Here is a 20,146-nt window from a genome sequence, read left to right as displayed (position 1 = left end):
GAGACTGCCATGCTGCAATATACCAGTCATGCGAGCCTTTAAGCGCGGATGAACCTGGAAAATCTTGCTCTGAAGCCGGCAACGGGCAACGATTTCATCACCTTATCGGGAGAAGCCGGCATTCGGCGATATATACGCCACTTAGCATCTGGCGCAACCGACCGTTGAGCGTTATTGATTCGCCGGGACGTATCATGGGCTGCTGCAACGGAGAAACGCTATGCTCATCCACCGACTTGCCACTTTGACCGGCCTCGCCGTCGCGACCTTGTTCCTGGCCGCGCCAGCCAACGCGCTGACGATGGCCGAGTGCAGCACGAAGTACAACGCCGCCAAGGATGCGGGGACACTCGCCGGGGCGACCTGGAACCAGTTCCGCAAGGCCCAGTGCGGCACCGACGCCGCGGCGACGACCGACACCAAGCCAGCCGACACCAAGAAGGCTGCCGAGACGAAACCGGCCAAGGCGGCCAAGGCAGCCGCTGCGGCGGACGACAGCACGGCCAAGGGCCTTACGGCGAAGGAATGCAGCACCAAGTACCAGGCAGCGAAGGCTGCCGGGACGCTGAACGGCATGAAGTGGAATGACTTCCGCAAGTCCGAATGCGCCGCCGGCGCATCCGCCGCCGCTGCCGCCAAGCCAGCAACCACCAAGGCTGCCGCGGCTCCCGCGGACGGCAAGGGTTTGAGCATGGCCGAATGCAGCACCAAGTATCAGGCTGCCAAGACGGCCAACACGCTGAAAGGCATGAAGTGGAACGACTTCCGCAAGTCCGAATGCGGTGCCGGCGCATCGGATGACGACACCGTGCCAGCCGCCGACGAGGCGAGCTACACCAAGGAGCCGGCGAAGCCGACGACGGTTGCGCCCAAGGGCGTCACTTTCCCGTCGGCGATCTCGCCGAAATATGCCAGCGAGACCCCCGGAAAAGGCCGCATGCATACCTGCCTCGACCAGTACTATGCCCTCAAGGACGCGAACGCGCTTGGCGGCCTGAAGTGGATCCAGAAGGGCGGCGGCTTCTACAGCTTGTGCAACACCAAGCTGAAGAGCTGAACGACCTTTGTAGCTGAATATCCAAGGCCCGCGAACCGCAAGGTTCGCGGGCTTTTTTTCATGTCTCTTTGCCAAGCGAACTGTTCCGCCGGCGCTGCCCCTGCCTACCCGTCCTTCGCAGCAGCTGCGCTGCCCCCACGGAGGGTGGACCGGCATCCTCTCCCCGTTTACGGCTACGCTATGCACATATCTTCTGTGACTGGCGTGACCGATCGGGCCGAGGCTTGATTGCCACGTGGTTCCCCCAATCCGTCGCTGCTTCGCAGCGCCACCTTCCCCCTCCGGAGGGAAAGGAAGGGAGCGTTGCTGGACGAGCGTTGACGGCAAAAAGCTTGGCGCCTTTCCTCTACCCCGTCGATCGGGGGAGAGGTGGCTCGGCGAAGCCGAGACGGAGTGGGGGTCGACCAGCGCAGCATAAGACAATGCATGCGCCAAGCTGCCATGCACGCTATCGCCAAACACCAGCCGCTTGGAAATGTGTGCATGCCGTAGCCGTATGGTGACGGGGAGAGGAGCGCTGTCATCCGTGATTTCGCCAATCATCAACGCCGCAAGAAGAATGCCGGTCCACCCTCCGTAGCGGCAGCGCAGCTGCTGCGAAGGACGCGGCAGCCAGATGAGGGGCGGCACCGACTTCAAATTAATGCATGTCGCACAAAAGTGGCCCCGGTTTTGGGAGACCGGCATGCATAGAAACAAGAACCTAAAGCGCGTCGCCTGAATCCGCTTAAACGCGACGCGCTTTAGGCCCACCTTCGAGCGGAGCAGACCGCCAGCAAAGCGCCTCAAACAGAAACGCCGCGGACCATGCCGCGGCGTTTCTAAAATCAACCTGCTTGGTCGAACTCAGCTCGACGGCTGCGGTTCCATGCCGCCTTCGGGCTCCGGACCCTTCTTGCGCCGGCCGCCGGACTTCGGCACGGCCGAGCCACGGCTCGTCGGCGTGTCGTCGCCAAGATCGCGCGCGGGCTTGTGGCCGGCGATCAGCTGCTTGATCTCCTCACCGGACAGCGTCTCGTATTCCAGCAGGCCTTGCGCCAGCGCAATCCACTCCTTCTTCTTCTTGGTCAGGATGGACTTCGCCGACGAGTAGGCCTCGTCGATCAGGCGGCGCACTTCGGCATCGATGATCTGCGCCGTCTCTTCCGAGACGTTCTGCGTGCGCGCCACCGAATGGCCGAGGAACACCTCCTCCTGGTTGTCGCCGTAAGCAACATGGCCGAGCTTGTCGGAAAAGCCCCAGCGCGTGACCATCGCGCGGGCCAGCTTCGTTGCCTGCTCGATATCAGAAGAGGCGCCGGAGGTGATGTTCTCCTTGCCGAACTTGAACTCCTCGGCGACACGGCCGCCCATCATGATGGCGAGCCGCGAGATCATGTATTTGTAGCTCATCGAATAGCGGTCGCCTTCCGGCAACTGCATGACCATGCCGAGTGCGCGACCGCGCGGGATGATGGTCGCCTTGTGCAGCGGATCGGCCGACGGCACGTTGAGCGCGAGGATGGCGTGGCCGGCCTCGTGGTAAGCGGTGAGCTCCTTCTCGGCCTGCGTCATGGCCGACGAACGACGCTCGGCGCCCATCATGATCTTGTCCTTGGCGTCCTCGAATTCGGCCATGGTGACGAGACGCTTGTTGCGGCGTGCCGCCATCAGCGCGGATTCGTTGACGAGGTTCATCAGGTCGGCGCCGGAGAAGCCCGGCGTACCGCGCGCGATCACCTTGAGGTCGACATTGGGCGCCAGCGGCACGTTGCGCACGTGCACCTTGAGGATCTTCTCGCGGCCGACGATGTCGGGGTTCGGCACCACGACCTGGCGGTCGAAGCGGCCTGGCCTGAGCAGTGCCGGATCGAGCACGTCGGGTCGGTTCGTGGCAGCGATCAGGATGATGCTTTCGTTGGATTCGAAGCCGTCCATCTCGACCAGCAACTGGTTCAGCGTCTGCTCGCGTTCGTCGTTGCCGCCGCCGAGGCCGGCGCCGCGATGACGGCCGACAGCATCGATTTCGTCGATGAAGATGATGCAGGGCGCGTTCTTCTTGGCCTGGTCGAACATGTCGCGGACGCGGCTGGCGCCGACGCCGACGAACATCTCGACGAAGTCCGAACCGGAAATGGTGAAGAACGGCACATTGGCTTCGCCGGCAACCGAACGGGCGAGCAGCGTTTTGCCGGTTCCCGGAGGACCGACAAGCAGCACGCCGCGCGGAATCTTGCCGCCGAGCCGCTGGAATTTCTGCGGATCGCGCAGGAATTCGACGATCTCTTCCAGATCTTCCTTGGCTTCGTCGACGCCGGCGACATCCTGGAAGGTGACGCGGCCATGCGCTTCGGTGAGCAGCTTGGCCTTCGACTTGCCGAAGCCCATGGCGCGGCCGGAGCCGGACTGCATCTGGCGCATGAAGAATATCCAGACGCCGAGGATGAGGATCATCGGCAGCCACGAGATCAGGTAGCCGAACAGCGAATTGGAACCGTCCGTTTCAGGCCGCGCATTGATGGTGACGTTCTTGTCCTGCAGCCGCGAGACCAATGACGGATCGCCAGGCGAATAGGTCTGGAAGCCGCTGGCATTGTCGGTGTAGGTGCCGCTGATGCGGGCGCCTGCGATGGTGACCGTCTTGACCCGGCCCGCCGCGACATCCTGCAGGAACTGCGAATAAGGCACATCGCTGGAGGCCCCTCGCGTCTGCGGCGTCTGGAACAGATTGAACAGGGCTATGAGCAGGACCGCTATGATCGCCCAGAGCGCGAGGTTGCGATAGTTCGGATTCATCAATTGTCCCGTTGGCGTCCGCGGGGCGGACACGCGTCATGAGAGGAAACTTGCGCCTAACATAGGGAGAGCGCCTCCCCTTGCCAAGCATAACAGCACGTCTGGGTTAAGCTTTCGCCCTACCATCAGCCGGCACTGTGGCCGCTGAAAGGCAAGGGCGGGACCGGGGCCGCGCCAATCAGCCCGGCGGCGTCCCGCGCCGGCGCCAGGTCGAAGGATGGCAGGAAGCGGGCAAAGGGGGCAACAACCGGCCGCACCTCAGCCATCGCGGACGTCAGTCCATGTCCAGGCAAATCAAGGCATTCCCCGCCCTGCCATAACGCCGGCTCGGCGGCGAGCGCGGCGCGCATCAGGCTCGACGGGGTATTTCCTTCGCCCGTCGTCAGCCGCTTCGCCGCTGCCGTGCCTAACGCGGCAATCAACAATGCGCCGCTGCTGTCGTTCAATGTGATGTGCCGGCGGCCGTCCCACAGGGTGCCGTCCGTGATGGCAGCGGCGGCGGGCAAGCCGCGCGCCTCGCGGCGCAGGAAGATGCCGGCGCGCCGGAAATCGACAACCGTCCGCGACAATGTGGCGCAAAGAAATCCGGCCTTCAGCCGGCCGAAGAGCGCCTCGCTGCGGGCCTGATCCGGCAGGAAGGCAATCCCGCCGATCGTGGCCAGCAGGATGCGCAACGCATAGACGGCTGCCTGCTCGTCGCCGGCGGAAAGCAGGCACGGGTCGAGGCGGATGAGGCCGATGGATGGCTGGGTGGCGAAATCGCCGATCAAGCTTGCGGCAGCGAGGCCGAGTTGACTGCGCGCACGACCCTCATGCGCGGCGAGCGCCAGTGCATCGTCGATGCGTTGTGCGCCGTTGCCGTCGGCGAGGGCCGCCCGCATGCGCGGCCGCTCGAAAGCCTCGTCGGCATTGGTCGGGTCGTCGACCCAGCCGACATTTTGACGGCGCAGGACGTCGCGCAGCGCCGTGCGCCGCGTGCTCAGAAGCGGGCGAACGATCCACTCGCGCCAGCCATAGAGGGTGGCTGGCGCCATGCCGGCAAGCCCGCGGCCTGCCATTTCGGCAAACTCTCGGCCACCATCCCGCGCGTGCCGCATCAGCACCGTCTCCGCCTGGTCGTCGGCGGTATGGCCGGTGAGGATCAGGCCGATGCCTTCGGCTTGTGCCGCCTCGGCCAGCAGCCGGTAGCGCGCTTCCCGCGCGGCGGCGGGCAGGCCGGTCGACGGCTTGGGGCCTGACCACGCCAGGGCGCGGTGTGAGATCCCATAGGTGGCGCACAGCTTCGCCATCCCTTGCGCTTCCGCTGCCGAACCGGGTCGCAAACCGTGGTCGATCGTCACCGCCAGCAGCTTCGTTGCCGGCGCCGTGCGGTCGAGATGATGTTTGAGAAGAAGGAGCAGGGCGGTCGAGTCGCTGCCGCCGGACACGGCCGCAACAGCGCCGCTGGTAAAATCGATATGCGAAAAAAGACTGGTCGAAAGATCAGGCTCGATGTCGAGCATTAATGCGCGTCGCTCAAAAATGGTCCCGGTTTTGGGACAACGACATGCATGACAAGGATCAGCACGCAGCCAGAGCCTTCTCCTGCTTGACGCGTTCCTTGAGCGCGCTGGAAATATCGGGGTAGCGCTTGCCGACCTCGCTGAAGGTGGCGCAGGCAACGTCATGCTGCTTGAGCCCGACCAGCGACACGCCGAGCTTCAGCAGCATATCGGGAGCCTTCTTGGCCTTGGGATAATCCTTGCTGGCGGCAAGGAAAGTCTCTGCAGCGTCGCGGTATTTCTGCTGGCCAAGCAGGGACTCGCCCAGCCAGTAATGCGCGTCCGCCGCCTTCGCATCCTTGGGGAAGCGGGCGATGTGGTCGCGAAAGCCCTGTTCGGCGGTGCCGTAATCGCCCGAGAGGATGAACTGGTAGGAGTTTCGGTAGAGCTCCTCCGGGTCGTTGGTGGCGGGCAACGCCGCGATCACCGTGTCGGATTTGCCGGCCTTGGCCGGGGCGCCGGTGGCTGGCGCGGCATCCTGCGCCGGCGCGGTCGCCTGCGTGTTGCCACCGGCATCGATGACATTGCCGTTCTTGTCGACGGTGATGGTGCCAAATGTCTTTTCCGGCGCTCCCGTACCGGGAATCACCTTGCCGGGGTCGCCATCGGGCGATTCGACGATGACGTCCTGGACCGTCTTGCCGCCTGCCGACTGATCGTTGCCGGCCGCGGCGCCGGCATCGGCCGGCGCCTGTGTTGCCGGGGCCGCTGCCACGTCGGTGTCGGTGCCGGTGGTGGCGTCCGATTTCTTCTGTGCCGGCGGCTGTCCGCCTTGCGTGCCGCCGCCTTCAAGCTGCTGGAAGCGGAATTCATAGTCTTCCTGCTGCTTGCGGATCTGCTCCTGCATCTGCAGGACCTGGAAATTGAGTTCCTCGATCTTGCCATTCATCTGCCGCAGCTGCTCTTCCAGGCTGGTGACGGCGGCAGGATCGGACTGCACCAACTGGACCTGATCCGGCTTCTTCTTCTGGCCGAAAAGGCCGGGCAATTCGATACTGGGCAGATGGAAGGAAAAGCCGCTGTCGGTTGATTGCCCTGTGCCGCTAGCCCCCAGGCCGCTAGCCGGGGCGGTGACGCCTGATAGGAGCAGCAGCGCAAGCGTGCCGCTCAGAACCGATCTCAAATGCATGTGTCTCTCGCCGTGATTTCGTTAGCTTTCGCGCCTTCCAATCAGAATGGGACCAGCCAAGCGCCCTCGGCTCATAGCAGGAGCCGAGACTTCGGCCAAATTTTGTTTCGGGCATCCGGATATGGAAAAGGCGGCCCTGGGGCCGCCTTTCGCATAGATATGTTGCATTTTTGCCGCTAGACCGCCGCGCGTTCTTTTGACGCGCCGGTCGGCTGCGCGATGCCTCAGGAACCGGCGCCGCTGAGCGTGGTGACCGCACGGCGGTTCTGCGACCAGCAGGAAATGTCGTCGCACACCGCGACCGGACGTTCCTTGCCGTAGGAAATGGTCTTGAGACGGCTGGCCGAGACACCCTTGGCGACGAGGAAGTCGCGGGTCGCTGCAGCACGGCGGGCGCCGAGCGCCAGATTGTACTCACGCGTGCCGCGTTCGTCGGCATGGCCTTCGACGACGATGGCATACTGTTTGTACTGGTTCAGCCACTGCGCCTGGCGAGCCAGGGTCGTCTGCGCGTCGGCACGGATCGAGGTCGAGTCCGTATCGAAGAAGATGCGGTCGCCGATGTTGACGGTGAAGTCCTGCGCCGATCCGGGTGTTGCAGCACCCGCGCCATTGAGGCCGAGATCAGCCGCATTGTTCGGCGTCTTCTTCGAGGCGCAACCGGCGATGGCGAGCATCGCCACCAGCGCGATCATGACCGGGTTTCTGGTAAGTGCTGCGATACGGCCCATGCCGCCTCTCCTTCGTATTTCGAGTGATTTCGTTGATCACCCAGTAACCACGTTTGGGTTAACCGGCATTCAAGAAACACGGTTAAAATTTGGTTTAGCTGCCCGTCCGCAGCCGTTTGGCCTGAAGCCACATTTCACGCGGACCCTAGGCGCAAATACGGCTAAAACGCGACCAATGCGTGGAAAAAGAGGAATTGAAGAATGGAGGAATTGAGGAACTGAAGAGAGAAATCACTTTAACTTCTCTCTGAGATTCACCAGCATTCCGTAGATGTGGGCATAGGATTGTAGCCACTCGTCGAGTTGCGCTTGTGAGATGTATCCAAGGTCGAACGTGTACGAAATCCACGTATCCACTTCGCTGCATGACCCCATGGCCATCGAAATGAACCGTGCGAATTCGGGTTTGGAGTGCGTCTGTTTGGCAAATCCCTCGGCCAGATTGGCGCAAATCCCTTTGCTGGAACGACGCAATTGATCGGCCAGCGCGTATTGCTCGATTTTCGGGAAAGCAAGCGTGGTCCTATGAACGTCAAGAGAAACCGCATAAGCGCGCTTATAGACCTCTAGATCCCTCGCACGCTTAATGTAGCTGCCAGTCTTCTCCATTCTTCCGTTCTTCAATTCGTCAGTTCTTCAATTCCCCTATTCGAGGAGCGGCGACCAGGCGGGGTCCGAAGCGAAATTCGCCGTCGGGATCGATTGCTCATTGCGTCCGGTCAGATCGACGGAAACCAGTTTGGGGCCGCCGGCGGAATCGCGGAAGAACATCAGCACGCGACCATTCGGCGCCCAGGTCGGTCCCTCCTGCTGGAAGCCGGAGGACAGGATGCGCTCGCCCGAACCATCGGTCTTCATGACGCCGATCTGGAATTCGCCGCCGGTCTGCTTGGTGAAGGCGATGAGGTCGCCGCGCGGCGACCAAACCGGCGTCGAATAGACGCCGTCGCCGAAGGAGATGCGGTTCTGGCCCGAGCCGTCGGCGCCCATCACGTAGATCTGCGCGCGGCCGCCACGGTCGGAGGTGAACACCACCTGGCTGCCATCGGGCGAATAGGACGGCGACGTGTCGATGGCGGTCGAGTTGGTCAGGCGTGTCGTCGAGCGGCTGCGCAGGTCCATGGCGAAGATGTTGGAATTGCCGTCGTCGCGCAGCAGGCTCATGATCACCTTCTGGCCATCGGGCGAGAAGCGCGGTGCAAAGGTCATGCCGGGAAAATTGCCGACCAGTTCGCGCTGGCCGGTCTCGATCTGCAAGAGGTAGACCCGGGGCTGGCCGCTTTCATACGACATGTAGGTGATTTCCTGCCGGTTCGGCGAGAAACGTGGCGTCAGCACGATCGACCTGCCATCCGAGAGATAACGGACGTTGGCGCCATCCTGGTCCATGATGGCAAGGCGCTTCTTGCGCGCGTTCTTGGCGCCGGATTCGTCGATGAAGACGACGCGGGTGTCGAAATAGCCTTTTTCGCCGGTCAGCCGCTCATAGATCGCGTCGGCGATGATGTGCGCGACACGCCGCTGATTGGCGTCGTTGGCGAAGAACTGCTCGCCGGACATCTGCTGGCCGGCAAAAGTATCCCACAACCGGTACTGGGCGCGGATACGGCCGTCGGCTTCCTTGCTGACGCTGCCGGTGACCAGCGCCTGCGCGTTGATCACCTTCCAGTCGTCGAAGCGCGGCGCTGCATCGGGGTTGGTGATCTTCTCGATAAAGGCGCTCTTGTCGATCGGCGCGAACAGGCCCGAACGTTTCAGGTCGGCGGTGACGATCTGCGAAATCTGCGCGCCAAGCGCGTCGCCGCCCTGGAAATCCGTGATGGCGATCGGCAGCGGCTCGACATTGCCCTTGTTGACGTTGAGCTCGACGAGCGCCAGCGCCGGCAACGTGCCGGCCGCGGTCATGCCCATCGCCATTGCTGCGACCATCAGGAGCGGCTTGAGGATTGATTTCATGTCTTCTCGCTTCTCATACTGATTTTCGGATACTCAGGCTCTAGAGGCCGAGCATCTCCCTTGGATCGAAGGTGACGCGGACGTCGGCCCAGATGTCCTGCTTGCCGGCCGGAACCTGCAGGCCGGTGACATCGCATTTTTGCACCGCGCGAACGGCACTTTCGTCGAACTGGCGATTTCCGCTCGACTTTTCGACCGCCGGGCGCCCATCCAGCTTGCCGGACGCATCCAGGTTGAACCGCACCACGACGACGAAATTTTCGGAACCTTCAAGGCCGACAGGAAGGGTCCAGCAGCCGCCAAGCTGGCTTTCCAGAGCGCCCATCTCCGACCTGGACAGCTTCTGGCCCTGATCCTTGTCGCCGCCGAGCGACGCCTGCTGGGTCGAGCGCTTGGCGCCGCCGCCGGATGGCTTCTGCTTGTCGAGCAGAGCGGAAATCTCGTCGGCGTTGAATTGCTTGTCGTCGGACTTCGGCTTCGACGACGCTTCCTTGACCGGCTTGTCGGCATCCTTGCGCTCCGGCGCCTTGGCGCTTTCGGCCTGCGCCGGCTGCGGCTTCGGCCGTGCTTCCGGTGCGGGCGCAGAATCCGGCAGCTGCGTCGCCTCGGCGGGCGGCTCCTGCGCTATGGCCTCGGCAACGGCGTCAGGCTTGACCTCGGGCGTCGGATTGATGGCGGCGGTCTTGTCCTGCGGCGGCGGGGTAGGCGCCGGCTTGGCCGGTGTCGGCTTGGGGTCTGCCTGCTTGACCGGCTCGGGCTTGACCTCTTCCTTGGGCGTCGGCGCCGGCGCCACTTCGGTAGCCGGAATAGGCTTGGGCTTTTCCTGCGGCTTCGGCACGTCCTCGGGCTTCGGCTTTTCGATCGGCGTCGGCGCGGGCGGCGGAGCCGAGGTCATGTCGACGGGTTTCGGCTTGGCTTCCGGCGTTATCGGCTTGTCAGTATCGACGCTGTTCTCGCCGACCTTCTGCGCATCCGGCACGATGTCCGGGCGCTGGGTCGGCACAGGTGCCGGTTTTTCATGCATCACGGCCTTCTTGTCGCCCTGCAACGTCTGCGCAATGGCTTCCATCGGCACGATGTCGACCGCGACCGACTCGACGTCGGAGGACGGAAGCGCGGCCGGCGCCGTCAGCGTGAACAGGCCGAAGGTCAGCGCCGCCGCATGCAAGATCACCGATGTGGTGAGGCCGGTCTTCATCGTCTTGTCTACTGATCCTGTTCCTGCAGTGAAACCAGGCCGATGTTCTTGTAGCCGGCGGCCGAAATGCGGGCCATCACCTTCATCGCGGTGCCGTAGTCGGTCGACTTGTCGCCGCGGATGAAGATGCGCTCCTCATAGCCGGTCTTCGAGATCGCCTGCAGCTTGGCTACCAGCTCCTCGATCGGGATCTCGGTTTCCTGCAGATAGATCTGACCGGCGGCGTTGATCGAGACAGTGATCGGCTGCGTGTCGGCATTCATCGCCTTGGCCTGCGTATCCGGCAGGTCGATCGGCACGCCGACCGTCAGCATTGGTGCGGCGACCATGAAGATGATCAGCAGCACCAGCATCACGTCGACCATCGGTGTGACGTTGATCTCGGACATCAGTGCATGGTGACGGCCGCGCCGCCTGTGGCCGCGCCCGCCGCGTCCTCCCATGCCCATGGACATACCCATCTGCTACTCCTCAGGCCTTGGGGGCCACTTTTTCATCGATTTGGCGCGAGAGTATGGCGGAGAACTCGTCGGAGAACCCTTCCATGCGCACCGCTATCTTGCTCGCGTCGGACGACAGCTTGTTGTAGGCGATGACGGCGGGAATGGCGGCGAGCAGGCCGATGGCCGTCGCCAGCAGCGCTTCGGCGATGCCGGGCGCAACCACCGCGAGACTGGTGTTCTTGGAGCCGGCGATTGCCTGGAACGACGTCATGATACCGATGACGGTGCCGAACAGGCCGATGAAAGGTGCCGCCGAACCGGTGGTGGCGAGGAAGCCTAGGCGGCCCTCAAGCTTTTCCATTTCGCGCGTCAGCGCCAGGTCCATCGCCTTGTCGATGCGGGTCTGCAGGCCGAGCGGCGTTTTTGCGCCCTTTTCGAAGCTCTTCTTCCACTCGCGCATCGCAGCCACGAAAATGGCGCCCATGCCGGTGGTCTTGCGGTCGGCGAGCGTGCGGTAGAGCTCCTCCAGCGACTGCCCCGACCAGAACACCTGCTCGAACCGGTTGAGCGCCAGCCGCATGCGGGCGTAGGAAACCAGCTTGTCGACGATGATCGCCCAGGTCCAGACCGAGGCGCAGAGCAGGCCGATCATGACCAGCTTGACCACCCAACTGGCCGAAACGAACAGCGACCAAACCGACAATTGCGCGCCCGGGTCGGCGAGTGCGATATTTTCCATCGTTACGTCCTTAAGATTTTCCGGGCGAAGCTGGCGGCTGGCCCCTGGCATCCCTTGTGGTCGGTTCGCACGAAGCTACCGGAACAACCCCAAACTGTGCCGTTCTCGGCCTTTTCAGGGCAAATATTGGTGAAAGGAAGGCGCTCCGATAACGCCAATCTTCACCAATCTCTTCATGAACCGTTATGGTTAAGGATGGGTTAGTATATAAGGCGCGGCGCATTGCCACGCCCAGTGGCAAGGCCATCAATTCAATGGCTGCGCCTAGGGTGTGCTGAGATTCAGGTCAGGCCGAGCCGAAAACGGTGGATTCCGAGAACCGGAGCGGAGCGTACTTTTCGTACGTGAGCACCGGAAGCGCAGGAAGCTGCTGTTTGCAGGCCGGCATCACCTGAATATCAGCGCACCCTCGGCATGAACGCCGCCACCCACTCCCTGGGAAAGCGCCTTGGGCGGCCATTCTCGCCGATGATCGCAGCCTCGACCTTGGCCTCCACCAGCACCTCGTCGCCGCGCTTGAGCTGCTGCGCCATGAAGATGCGCGCGCCGGAAATGTCTTCGGTGCGGGTATCGACGGTCAGGATGTCGTCAATGCGGGCTGGGCCGCGAAAGTCGATCTCCATGCGCCGCACCACCCAGACTATTTTCTCGCCATGCTTGCCGTCGGCAAGCTCGGTGTGGTGCACGCCGGTCAGCCTCAGATAGTCGGAGCGGCCGCGTTCGAAGAATTCGAGATAGCGTGCGTGGTAGACGACGCCGGAGAAATCGGTGTCGGCGTAATAGACCCGCGCCATCAGCCGGTGGCCGAACGCCGTCAGCGCACCGGAAAGCCCGGCCAGCAGCGTCGCCGATTCACCATGATCGCCCATTGCGCTTCCTTTTTCAGCCCCGACGAGTCACCTGTTTCCCGCGTGACATAGCATCGGATGGCACTGTTGACGGCGATGATCAAGACCTTGATGGCGGCGCTGCTTGTGCTCGCGGCCTTGGCGTGGCCCAGCCAGGCGGCGAGCTTTTCGATGAAGCGCGGCCTCAATCTCGACCAATGGGTCACATGGCCCGGCGAAGACCAATGGGGCGACGCCAAGGCCATCCTGCCCTATCCGGAATGGCGCAAATTCCTTGGGGAGAACGACCTCAAGGCACTGAAGGATGCGGGCTTCGATTTCCTGCGCATGCCGGTCGACCCCTCGCCTTTCCTGTCCGGCCAGACCGTGGCCTTGCGCGACGATCTCTATGCCAGCGTGCTGGACTCGGTGCGCATGATCAACCGCGCCGGGCTGAAGGTGGTCGTCGACATGCACCTGATCCCGGCCGGCGGCAGCCGCCAGATCGGCATGGCGCAAGTGATGGACGACACGCGGACCTTCGATGCCTATGTCGAGATGGTGCGCAAGATGGCGCGCACGCTGGCCGGCGAAGATCCCGCGCAGGTGGCTTTCGAGCCTATGAATGAACCGATCGTCGATTGCGACAGCGATGGCACCAGCCTGTGGCCGGACCGCCAGCGTAAACTGTTCGCGGCTGCGCGATCCTCGGCGACCAAACTGACCCTGGTGCTGACCGGCGCCTGCTATTCCGCCGCGAGCTCGCTGGACAAGATCGACCCGAAGATGATCCCCGACGACAACGTCATCTGGACCTTTCATTCCTACGATCCGTTCCTGCTCACCCATCAGGGCGCGACCTGGGCCGGCGACTTCATTCCTTACGTGACCGGCCTGCCCTATCCGCTGACGGCGATGCCCAAGGCGCAGCTCGAGGTGACGCTCGACACCATCCGCGCCAGGATCAAGGCCGAGGCGCCATGGACAAGGCAGAGCGGCCTGCTTGCCTATCTCGACGAACAGGTCGCCAGCATGGACAGTCCCGACAGGCTGCTCGGCTTGATGGATGCGCCGTTCGAGAAGGTCCAGGCGTGGGCCAAGGCGAACGGCGTCAAGCCGGAGAACATCACGCTGGGCGAGTTCGGCATGATCCGCCAGGAGTATGGCAACGCCTATGTCATGCCAGCCGAGTACCGAGCCGCCTATGTCAGGGACATGATCGCGCGCGCCGAGGCACATGGCTTCTCATGGTCGGTGTGGAGCTATGGCGGCGCCTTCGGCATCGTCGATGCCTTCAACGGCGACAAGGCCGAGCCGGATGTGATGGACGCGATCAGGTCGCTTCACTAACGCTATTTGGACCTAACCAAGGTCGATCGACAGGATTTCCGGGCGCATTCCAAAACGCACCGGCAATATGCTGAAGCCGAGCCCGCCAGAGACGATCAGATTGCGGTCGTTCTCGACGACGTGGCCATAGGCATAGCGATTGCCGAAACGCGACGGCACCACAGGCGAATAGCCGAACAGCCGTACCTGCCCGCCATGGGTGTGGCCGGAAAGGGTCAGCGATACGCGCCACGGCACCTTCGGAAAAATATCGGGCTCGTGGGCGAGCAGGACAATGGGCGAGGTGTCGCTGACCTTGGCCAGCGTGCCGTCGAGATCGTCCCGCCCCCTGAAGCCGGCGCGGCCCCTGGTCGGCAGCAGGGCCAGTTGATCGGCGAGACCTGCAATCCAGACACCATGGCCATCCTTTTCCAGGCGCACGACATCATTCTCGAGAACCGGAATGCCGACCTTCTCCAAGGCCTTGCGCGCTATGGTCGGGCCGGTCCCGGCACGTTGCGCGAAGCCATCGTTCCACAAGTCGTGGTTGCCGAGGATCGACAGCACGCCGAGCGGCGCCTTGAGGTCCGACAGGGCGGATGCCCATTGTGAGGGCGTCACCGGGCCGGTCACCAAGGGCATGCCGGCAATATAGTCGCCGAGCAGGACGATCAGGTCCGGCTGCAGCGCATTCGCGTCTTCGACAAGCGAGGTGATCCGCTCCGGTGTCATCCACGGCCGGCAGGCATGGATATCGGCAAGCGCAACGACGCGCAGTTTCAAGCCGTCAGGCCAGTGCGGCGGTGTCAGCGCGTAGCGTTTCACATGCGTCAGCAGCATCGGCTCGATGCCCACCGCATAGGCGCTGAACGCGGCGATCGACAGGAACGAACCGCCCATGAAGCGCAGGAACCCGCGTCTGGTGATCATTGCATGGCTCCGGCACTCGATCGGAGCGAGACTGCCCCGGGGATGGCACCGTCACCAAAGCCGACGAATGCGCCGGCAAACCGGCGAAGCTGAGGATATTTTGCGCAGGCCTTTCACTGATCGTTGATCAGCCCCCGTGCCTGATCGCCCGGGCGGCTATTCTTCCTGGAAAAGGTTGATCTGCTGCTGCGCCAGATCCTTCGGCGCGTCGAGGCCGAGATGGCGCCAGGCATTTGCCGTCAGCATACGGCCGCGCGGCGTGCGCTGGATGAAGCCCTGCTGGATCAGATAGGGCTCGATAATGTCCTCGATGGCGTCGCGCGGCTCGGACAGGCCGGCGGCGATCGTCTCGATGCCGACCGGCCCGCCGCCGAAATTGCGGGCGATCATGCTGAGGTACCGGCGGTCGAGCGCGTCGAGGCCGAGCGCGTCGACCTCCAGCCGGGTCAACGCCTCGTCGGCGATCTTGCGGTCGACATGGCCGTCGCCGGCGACCGAAGCGAAATCGCGTACGCGACGCAGCAGCCGGCCGGCGATGCGCGGCGTGCCGCGCGCACGCCGCGCGATTTCCAGCGCGCCGTCGTCGCCGAGCGGCATTTGCAGGATGCGCGCACCGCGCCGCACGATCTGCTCCAGCTCCTCGACCGTGTAGAAATTGAGCCGCACCGGGATGCCGAAACGGTCGCGCAGCGGGTTGGTGAGCAGGCCAAGCCGCGTGGTGGCGGCGACCAGCGTGAAGCGGGCGAGGTCGATCTTGACCGAGCGCGCCGCCGGCCCCTCGCCGATGATCAGGTCGAGCTGGAAATCCTCCATCGCCGGATAGAGGATTTCCTCCACCGCCGGGCTCAGCCGATGGATCTCGTCGATGAACAGCACATCGCCTTCCTCGAGATTGGTCAGCAGCGCGGCAAGATCGCCGGCCTTGGCGATGACCGGGCCGGAGGTCGAGCGGAAATTGACGCCGAGCTCGCGCGCCATGATCTGCGCCAGCGTCGTCTTGCCAAGGCCCGGCGGCCCGACGAACAGCACATGGTCGAGCGCCTCGTTGCGGCCCTTGGCGGCCTCGATGAACACTTTGAGATTGGCCCGCACCGCCGCCTGGCCGACGAAATCGTCGAGCGTCTGCGGCCGCAAGGTCTGCTCGGCATCCTCACCGCGTTTTTCCGGCGCAATCAGGCGGGGCGACAGGCTCATGCGAGCAGTTCCATACTGGCAATAGATTTGGCAGCCCGCTGATCAAACGTAACTGTATGCGAGCAACCCAGATTTCGATTGTGCTCTGCGATCAGCGCATCGGCAAAATCCACCTGCGGCAAATTCGATCTCTCGAGCGCAACCACGATGGCATCGAAATCTTCGAACACCAGCGTCTTGATCTTCAGCAGTCTCTGGATTGCCGCCTGCACCTGCTCTTTCGGCAACCTGTAGCGTGAAATCAAAGACCAGCTAAATTCCACCAGCACGATCAAGCTGACGAAGCCGGGAGCACCTTCGCTGAGGCCTTCGCCGAATGCGAGGGCTTTTGCCCGTTGCTCCGCATCGTCATTGAGCACCATTCGAAGCAGAACATTTGTATCAATGCCGATGGACGTCACCGGCCGCCCTCTTGTCCGCCTTGCGACCTGTCTCCGACAACATGTCTACCAACGGCATCCCGCACCGCGAGGTCGATTTCCTCCAGTGACGCTGGACCGCCGAGCGGATCGCCCAGAAATCCGGCGAGGTCGGCAAAGTCGAGATTGCGCGGCGTTCCAACCAGGTAGCCATCCACGACCGTCCAGGCGATCATGTCACCCGTCTTCAGTGACAGCGCGTCCCGGACATCCTTTGGAATTGTAAGCTGGCCTTTCGAGGTCAGACTGGCAAACGCACCCATTTTCTTACTTTCTGAGAAATTTCTTACTAGTCACATGATAGTCGGAATTTTCTTTTCCAACAACCATGTCACCGCGCCAGTTCCTTCAGCCCGAAGCGGATCAATTTCGGCGCATCGGCATCCTCGCCCGCCGTCTTCAGCGCCGCCGCCACCGCATTGGCGGCGGTGTCGCGCGAATAGCCGAGATTGACCAGCGCCGAGACGGCGTCGGTGATCGGCGCGGAGGCCACGCCGTCGCCCAGCTCCTGCTTCAGGCCGATGGTGCCCGAGGCGGTTCCGGCATAGGCCGGCGCCTTGTTCTTCAATTCGGTGACGATGCGCTCGGCCACTTTCTTGCCGACGCCGGGCGCGCGCGAAACCATGGCGATGTCGCGCAGCGCAATGGCATTGGCGAGGTCGGCCGGCGCCAGCGTCGACAGGATGGCCAGCGCCACCTTGGCGCCAACGCCCGGCACATTGTTCATCAGCAGCCGGAACCACTCACGCTCGAGCTGCGACTGGAAGCCGTAGAGCCGCAGCATATCCTCGCGCACATAGGTTTCGATGAACAGCACTACCGCTTCGCCGGGCGAAGGCAGCGCCGCCAGCGTGCGCGCCGAGCAATAGGCGACGTAGCCGACGCCATGGATGTCGACGAGGCAATGATCCTCGTCGACCTCGTCGAGCGTGCCCTTGAGCTTGCCGATCATTGGACGCAGCCCCCGTTAGGGATGAGTATCGGGCGTAATGAGCTCGACATCTGGAAAGTACTTTCTGAAACCTGCGGGATCGCGAGTAAGAATGGGATAGCCTCGGATGGCAGCGTGAGCCCCAATCAGGAAGTCGGGCATCACCTTCTCTCGGGGTCCGCCCAACCGCCGATAGACCGAGAACGCTCTCGATGCCGCAAAGGCCGCTTCGAACGGGAGGCTTTCGCGCCGGAACTCATCTTCAGGCAAGGCATCATCGACATCGTCTATCGCCTCATAGCGCATCGAAAACTCGGCGTAGATAATCTGATTGATGACCAGGCTGCCTTGCTCGAGGGCAGACACCATCTTGGACCACGACCACTTTGACCAGACGGGATCGCGAACGGCGATATCGATAAGCACGTTGGTGTCGACAAGCGTCGCCAAGATCAGCGATCCCGGGTCAAAGCCATGACGGCATCGGCATTCATTGTCTGATCGCCGCTGCCCTCAAGCCGGTCGAGTGCAGCAAGAAAACGATCCAGTCTTTCGCGATCAGCCAACCGCCCCTTGTCATGCTTCGGTGTGATCGTGATCTTGCCGCCCTCGATGCCGAAGATGACTTCGCTGTTGGCGCCAATCCCAAATGTCTCCCGCAGATCCCGTGGGATTGTCACTTGGCCTTTGCTCGTCACACGCATGAAACACACCTTTCTTACAAGTAAGGAATATTCCAACTATGTGAACAAGTCAAGAACATCGCTAACCGGCAAGCGCCATCCTGTAGGCCACGCTTTGCCGGTGATGCGCGTGGCAGATGGCGATGGCCAGCGCGTCGGCGGCATGTTCGGTATCGAAAATGGCTTTCGGCAACAGCACTTTCACCATCATGTGAATCTGCTTCTTGTCGCCATGGCCAACGCCGATCACCGCCTTCTTGACCGCATTGGGCGCATACTCGGCAACGACGAGGCCCGCACGCGCCGGCACCAGCATGGCGATGCCGCGCGCCTGGCCGAGTTTCAGCGTCGCCACGGCGTCCTTGTTGACGAAGGTCTGTTCGACGGCCGCCTCGTGCGGCATGGCGCTATGCAGGATCTCGGCTAGCCCGTCATGCAATTGGCACAGCCGCGTCGCCAGCGCCGCCTTGTCGTCGGACTTTACCGTGCCGGAGGCAATGAAGCGCAGCGAATTGCCGAGGCTTTCGACGATGCCCCAGCCGGTGCGCCGAAGCCCGGGATCGATACCGATGATACGAATCGCTTCCGCCATGTGCCGAGTTTACCTCCGGCCGATAGCGATGCCAGCGAAATGTGAACAAACCGGAAACGGAAATGCGGAGCGAGGTTTAACCTCGGGCGAAAGCCGTGTTTAGCAGGCTGATCTGGTCGGAAACCGGATTGGAACGGCGAGCCATCGGTTGCATGTCGACCACGGCGCCGGAGCCATAAATCTCCTCGTCCATGCGGCGCACCAGCGCCTGCAGGCGCAGCGAGCGGGTGACGAGGTCGAGAAAATCCTCGGGCAGTTCGGCCCAGCCGGTGGCTTCGTCATGGGCGGAAGCGGTGTCGAGACGCACCTTGGACTTTTCCGACGCGACCTGGTCGCGGGTCATCTCGCCGGAATTTGCGGCGCGCTGCAAAAGCAGCCAGGAGGCAACCTGCATCAGCCTGGTGGTCAGCCGCATTGATTCGGCGGCATAGAGCGTGGCCGCCAGCCTGGACAGTTTCTTCGCCTCGGCCCGGCCCTTGCCGTCGAGATATTCCGCCGCCTGTTCGACCAGGCCCATACCTTCCTGGTAAAGCGGCTTGAAGGATTGCGAGAAAACCCGGCGCTCCGCCAGCTTGACGGTTTTCGCACTGCCCTTCGAAGGCTCGTTCATTGATACGCCCCTGCACTTGCAACCGGCTGATTCGGCTCCCTGCCGATACACCCGGAACCCTAGCTGACTGAAGCTTGAAAATGCGCTTCGTCACCGGTGAAGGCAAGCACATGTTTAACAGAAGGTTAACGGCGAGCCGATGTCGGGCGTCCCCTCTGAAATTCGAACGAAAAGAGAAAATGCGGACAAAAAAAGAGCCGCGGATAAGGCGGCTCTCAGGAGTTTAACAGGGAGGCGTCAAACAAAGTGGCTCCAACCACTCGGTAAGAATCCAGATCACTGGATGAACATAGTAAACACCTGTAAAGCTTAATGAAGCCTTAACGGTGCGGACGTTTTTTGACCGAACGCCGCTATCTTGTGCCGTAACAGCACAGCCTCACCTTGCCTTTGGGCTTCAGGCCGTCTTCCAGACGGCGGGCAGGGCAATGAATGCAAACAGCAGCATGCCCGCATAGAACCCGATCGAGGAAATCCCGAGCAGCGGTTCTATCCCCGGATTGCCGGCGAGCAGAACGTAAAGGCCGATCATGAGCCCGATACCGCTGATGGCAGTCAGCCAGAAGTGAACCTTGGCCAGGGCCTTTTGCCCGACGGCCGGGAACAGATGGTAGAAAAAGGCGAAGACCGCCGACATCAGCCATCCGGCGACCATCGTGTGGGCGTGGGTTGGCATCTGGCCATGGTCATCGCTGATCGCCATGTGGATACCGAGCGCCATGCCGCACAACGCATAGATGATGGCCAGCGTGAAGAAATTCCGTGCTACCCCTTGCATAATGTCCCCTCGAATTGCCTTTTCCCGTTTCTCGGGAATGGGTTGATCGTCAGGCGACTGTTGTCGCCACCGGGCTCCCGGCGTTAGCGCACTAGCATCGGCGATGTTTCCGGACGATGTCGCGCCAACCCCTCCCGACGATTCGTACATTAGCAGGAAATCAGATAGCGCGTTCACGATCTCAGCCGCTTCTTCATTGCGCTGAAACAGAGCCGGATTTTTCGTGACATCGTTCCGAAACAGGCGTGGCGCTAAACGCTCGCTCCTCTGACGGCCAGCGCCAA

General features: G+C 62.5%; 22 protein-coding genes. 2 read left to right on the top strand and 20 right to left on the bottom strand.

Going from position 1 to position 20,146, the window contains the following annotated elements:
- The first annotated feature begins 220 nt into the window (after window positions 1-220).
- On the top strand, window positions 221-1,057 hold the full coding sequence (locus HB777_32390; GenBank protein QND68187.1) for a hypothetical protein: 837 nt from the start codon (window positions 221-223) through the stop codon (window positions 1,055-1,057).
- A gap of 846 nt (window positions 1,058-1,903) precedes the next feature.
- On the opposite strand, the gene HB777_32385 is transcribed toward HB777_32390, so the two are convergent.
- From HB777_32385 to ybgC, 10 genes are all read right to left on the bottom strand, one after another.
- Window positions 1,904-3,832, bottom strand: a complete 1,929-nt coding sequence (locus tag HB777_32385) for an ATP-dependent metallopeptidase FtsH/Yme1/Tma family protein (GenBank protein ID QND68186.1) — start codon at window positions 3,830-3,832, stop codon at window positions 1,904-1,906.
- A 125-nt stretch (window positions 3,833-3,957) separates the two neighbouring features.
- On the bottom strand, window positions 3,958-5,334 hold the full coding sequence (tilS, locus tag HB777_32380; GenBank protein QND68185.1) for a tRNA lysidine(34) synthetase TilS: 1,377 nt from the start codon (window positions 5,332-5,334) through the stop codon (window positions 3,958-3,960).
- Window positions 5,335-5,392: 58 nt separating this feature from the next.
- Window positions 5,393-6,502 carry a tol-pal system protein YbgF gene (gene ybgF / locus HB777_32375; GenBank protein ID QND68184.1) on the bottom strand — a complete coding sequence of 370 codons (1,110 nt, stop codon included), beginning with the start codon at window positions 6,500-6,502 and terminating at the stop codon, window positions 5,393-5,395.
- Window positions 6,503-6,726: 224 nt separating this feature from the next.
- Complete coding sequence (pal, locus tag HB777_32370) at window positions 6,727-7,233, bottom strand: peptidoglycan-associated lipoprotein Pal (GenBank protein ID QND68183.1); 507 nt, start codon at window positions 7,231-7,233, stop codon at window positions 6,727-6,729.
- Window positions 7,234-7,464: 231 nt separating this feature from the next.
- A complete protein-coding gene (locus HB777_32365; GenBank protein ID QND68182.1) occupies window positions 7,465-7,842 on the bottom strand; it encodes a four helix bundle protein in 378 nt (125 codons plus the stop codon).
- A gap of 36 nt (window positions 7,843-7,878) precedes the next feature.
- Entirely contained in the window at window positions 7,879-9,189 is a 1,311-nt protein-coding gene (gene tolB, locus HB777_32360) for a Tol-Pal system protein TolB (protein ID QND68181.1), read from the bottom strand.
- A gap of 40 nt (window positions 9,190-9,229) precedes the next feature.
- The gene (locus tag HB777_32355) at window positions 9,230-10,387 is read right to left on the bottom strand and encodes a TonB family protein (protein QND68180.1); all 1,158 of its coding nucleotides are present in this window, start codon (window positions 10,385-10,387) and stop codon (window positions 9,230-9,232) included.
- A gap of 8 nt (window positions 10,388-10,395) precedes the next feature.
- On the bottom strand, window positions 10,396-10,848 hold the full coding sequence (tolR, locus tag HB777_32350) for a protein TolR (protein ID QND68179.1): 453 nt from the start codon (window positions 10,846-10,848) through the stop codon (window positions 10,396-10,398).
- A gap of 10 nt (window positions 10,849-10,858) precedes the next feature.
- The gene (gene tolQ, locus HB777_32345; protein ID QND68178.1) at window positions 10,859-11,569 is read right to left on the bottom strand and encodes a protein TolQ; all 711 of its coding nucleotides are present in this window, start codon (window positions 11,567-11,569) and stop codon (window positions 10,859-10,861) included.
- 398 nt (window positions 11,570-11,967) lie between these two features.
- Complete coding sequence (ybgC, locus tag HB777_32340) at window positions 11,968-12,438, bottom strand: tol-pal system-associated acyl-CoA thioesterase (GenBank protein QND68177.1); 471 nt, start codon at window positions 12,436-12,438, stop codon at window positions 11,968-11,970.
- 57 nt (window positions 12,439-12,495) lie between these two features.
- Here ybgC and HB777_32335 point away from each other — a divergent pair, with 57 nt between their 5' ends.
- The gene (locus HB777_32335; protein ID QND68176.1) at window positions 12,496-13,746 is read left to right on the top strand and encodes a glycoside hydrolase family 5 protein; all 1,251 of its coding nucleotides are present in this window, start codon (window positions 12,496-12,498) and stop codon (window positions 13,744-13,746) included.
- Between the two features lie 12 nt (window positions 13,747-13,758).
- Here HB777_32335 and HB777_32330 read toward each other — a convergent pair whose 3' ends face one another.
- The 10 genes from HB777_32330 to HB777_32285 form a co-directional block, all read right to left on the bottom strand.
- Complete coding sequence (locus HB777_32330; protein QND68175.1) at window positions 13,759-14,655, bottom strand: metallophosphoesterase; 897 nt, start codon at window positions 14,653-14,655, stop codon at window positions 13,759-13,761.
- Window positions 14,656-14,811: 156 nt separating this feature from the next.
- Window positions 14,812-15,849, bottom strand: a complete 1,038-nt coding sequence (gene ruvB, locus HB777_32325) for a Holliday junction branch migration DNA helicase RuvB (protein QND68174.1) — start codon at window positions 15,847-15,849, stop codon at window positions 14,812-14,814.
- Window positions 15,846-16,250 carry a type II toxin-antitoxin system VapC family toxin gene (locus HB777_32320; protein QND68173.1) on the bottom strand — a complete coding sequence of 135 codons (405 nt, stop codon included), beginning with the start codon at window positions 16,248-16,250 and terminating at the stop codon, window positions 15,846-15,848. The genes ruvB and HB777_32320 overlap by 4 nt, the downstream gene beginning before the upstream one ends.
- Complete coding sequence (locus HB777_32315; protein QND68172.1) at window positions 16,247-16,531, bottom strand: AbrB/MazE/SpoVT family DNA-binding domain-containing protein; 285 nt, start codon at window positions 16,529-16,531, stop codon at window positions 16,247-16,249. Before HB777_32315 ends, HB777_32320 begins: the two co-directional genes overlap by 4 nt.
- 68 nt (window positions 16,532-16,599) lie before the next feature.
- The gene (gene ruvA / locus HB777_32310; protein QND68171.1) at window positions 16,600-17,220 is read right to left on the bottom strand and encodes a Holliday junction branch migration protein RuvA; all 621 of its coding nucleotides are present in this window, start codon (window positions 17,218-17,220) and stop codon (window positions 16,600-16,602) included.
- 15 nt (window positions 17,221-17,235) lie between these two features.
- Window positions 17,236-17,649 carry a type II toxin-antitoxin system VapC family toxin gene (locus HB777_32305; protein QND68170.1) on the bottom strand — a complete coding sequence of 138 codons (414 nt, stop codon included), beginning with the start codon at window positions 17,647-17,649 and terminating at the stop codon, window positions 17,236-17,238.
- A gap of 2 nt (window positions 17,650-17,651) precedes the next feature.
- Window positions 17,652-17,903 (bottom strand): AbrB/MazE/SpoVT family DNA-binding domain-containing protein, encoded by a 252-nt coding sequence (locus HB777_32300; GenBank protein ID QND68169.1) that lies wholly within the window; start codon window positions 17,901-17,903, stop codon window positions 17,652-17,654.
- A gap of 61 nt (window positions 17,904-17,964) precedes the next feature.
- Window positions 17,965-18,474 carry a crossover junction endodeoxyribonuclease RuvC gene (gene ruvC / locus HB777_32295; protein QND68168.1) on the bottom strand — a complete coding sequence of 170 codons (510 nt, stop codon included), beginning with the start codon at window positions 18,472-18,474 and terminating at the stop codon, window positions 17,965-17,967.
- Window positions 18,475-18,550: 76 nt separating this feature from the next.
- Window positions 18,551-19,084 (bottom strand): DUF1465 family protein, encoded by a 534-nt coding sequence (locus tag HB777_32290; GenBank protein ID QND68167.1) that lies wholly within the window; start codon window positions 19,082-19,084, stop codon window positions 18,551-18,553.
- Between the two features lie 397 nt (window positions 19,085-19,481).
- Complete coding sequence (locus HB777_32285) at window positions 19,482-19,862, bottom strand: cbb3-type cytochrome c oxidase subunit I (protein QND68981.1); 381 nt, start codon at window positions 19,860-19,862, stop codon at window positions 19,482-19,484.
- Window positions 19,863-20,146: the final 284 nt, after the last annotated feature.

Source organism: Mesorhizobium loti, from assembly GCA_014189435.1.
Taxonomy (GTDB): Bacteria; Pseudomonadota; Alphaproteobacteria; order Rhizobiales; family Rhizobiaceae; genus Mesorhizobium; species Mesorhizobium loti_G.
This window is presented reverse-complemented; position numbering and strand designations above follow the sequence as displayed.

Excerpts from the sequence above, each read along its gene's own strand:
- HB777_32315 (QND68172.1), bottom strand. The coding sequence starts at position 16,531 with ATGGGTGCGTTTGCCAGTCTGACCTCGAAAGGCCAGCTTACAATTCCA.
- HB777_32290 (QND68167.1), bottom strand. The coding sequence starts at position 19,084 with ATGAACGAGCCTTCGAAGGGCAGTGCGAAAACCGTCAAGCTGGCGGAG.
- HB777_32330 (QND68175.1), bottom strand. The coding sequence starts at position 14,655 with ATGATCACCAGACGCGGGTTCCTGCGCTTCATGGGCGGTTCGTTCCTG.
- ruvA (QND68171.1), bottom strand. The coding sequence starts at position 17,220 with ATGATCGGCAAGCTCAAGGGCACGCTCGACGAGGTCGACGAGGATCAT.
- tilS (QND68185.1), bottom strand. The coding sequence starts at position 5,334 with ATGCTCGACATCGAGCCTGATCTTTCGACCAGTCTTTTTTCGCATATC.
- ruvB (QND68174.1), bottom strand. The coding sequence starts at position 15,849 with ATGAGCCTGTCGCCCCGCCTGATTGCGCCGGAAAAACGCGGTGAGGAT.
- ybgF (QND68184.1), bottom strand. The coding sequence starts at position 6,502 with ATGCATTTGAGATCGGTTCTGAGCGGCACGCTTGCGCTGCTGCTCCTA.
- tolR (QND68179.1), bottom strand. The coding sequence starts at position 10,848 with ATGGGTATGTCCATGGGCATGGGAGGACGCGGCGGGCGCGGCCACAGG.
- ruvC (QND68168.1), bottom strand. The coding sequence starts at position 18,474 with ATGGCGGAAGCGATTCGTATCATCGGTATCGATCCCGGGCTTCGGCGC.
- HB777_32390 (QND68187.1), top strand. The coding sequence starts at position 221 with ATGCTCATCCACCGACTTGCCACTTTGACCGGCCTCGCCGTCGCGACC.
- HB777_32285 (QND68981.1), bottom strand. The coding sequence starts at position 19,862 with ATGCAAGGGGTAGCACGGAATTTCTTCACGCTGGCCATCATCTATGCG.
- tolB (QND68181.1), bottom strand. The coding sequence starts at position 9,189 with ATGAAATCAATCCTCAAGCCGCTCCTGATGGTCGCAGCAATGGCGATG.
- ybgC (QND68177.1), bottom strand. The coding sequence starts at position 12,438 with ATGGGCGATCATGGTGAATCGGCGACGCTGCTGGCCGGGCTTTCCGGT.
- pal (QND68183.1), bottom strand. The coding sequence starts at position 7,233 with ATGGGCCGTATCGCAGCACTTACCAGAAACCCGGTCATGATCGCGCTG.
- HB777_32300 (QND68169.1), bottom strand. The coding sequence starts at position 17,903 with ATGCGTGTGACGAGCAAAGGCCAAGTGACAATCCCACGGGATCTGCGG.
- HB777_32355 (QND68180.1), bottom strand. The coding sequence starts at position 10,387 with ATGAAGACCGGCCTCACCACATCGGTGATCTTGCATGCGGCGGCGCTG.
- tolQ (QND68178.1), bottom strand. The coding sequence starts at position 11,569 with ATGGAAAATATCGCACTCGCCGACCCGGGCGCGCAATTGTCGGTTTGG.
- HB777_32365 (QND68182.1), bottom strand. The coding sequence starts at position 7,842 with ATGGAGAAGACTGGCAGCTACATTAAGCGTGCGAGGGATCTAGAGGTC.
- HB777_32335 (QND68176.1), top strand. The coding sequence starts at position 12,496 with ATGGCACTGTTGACGGCGATGATCAAGACCTTGATGGCGGCGCTGCTT.
- HB777_32385 (QND68186.1), bottom strand. The coding sequence starts at position 3,832 with ATGAATCCGAACTATCGCAACCTCGCGCTCTGGGCGATCATAGCGGTC.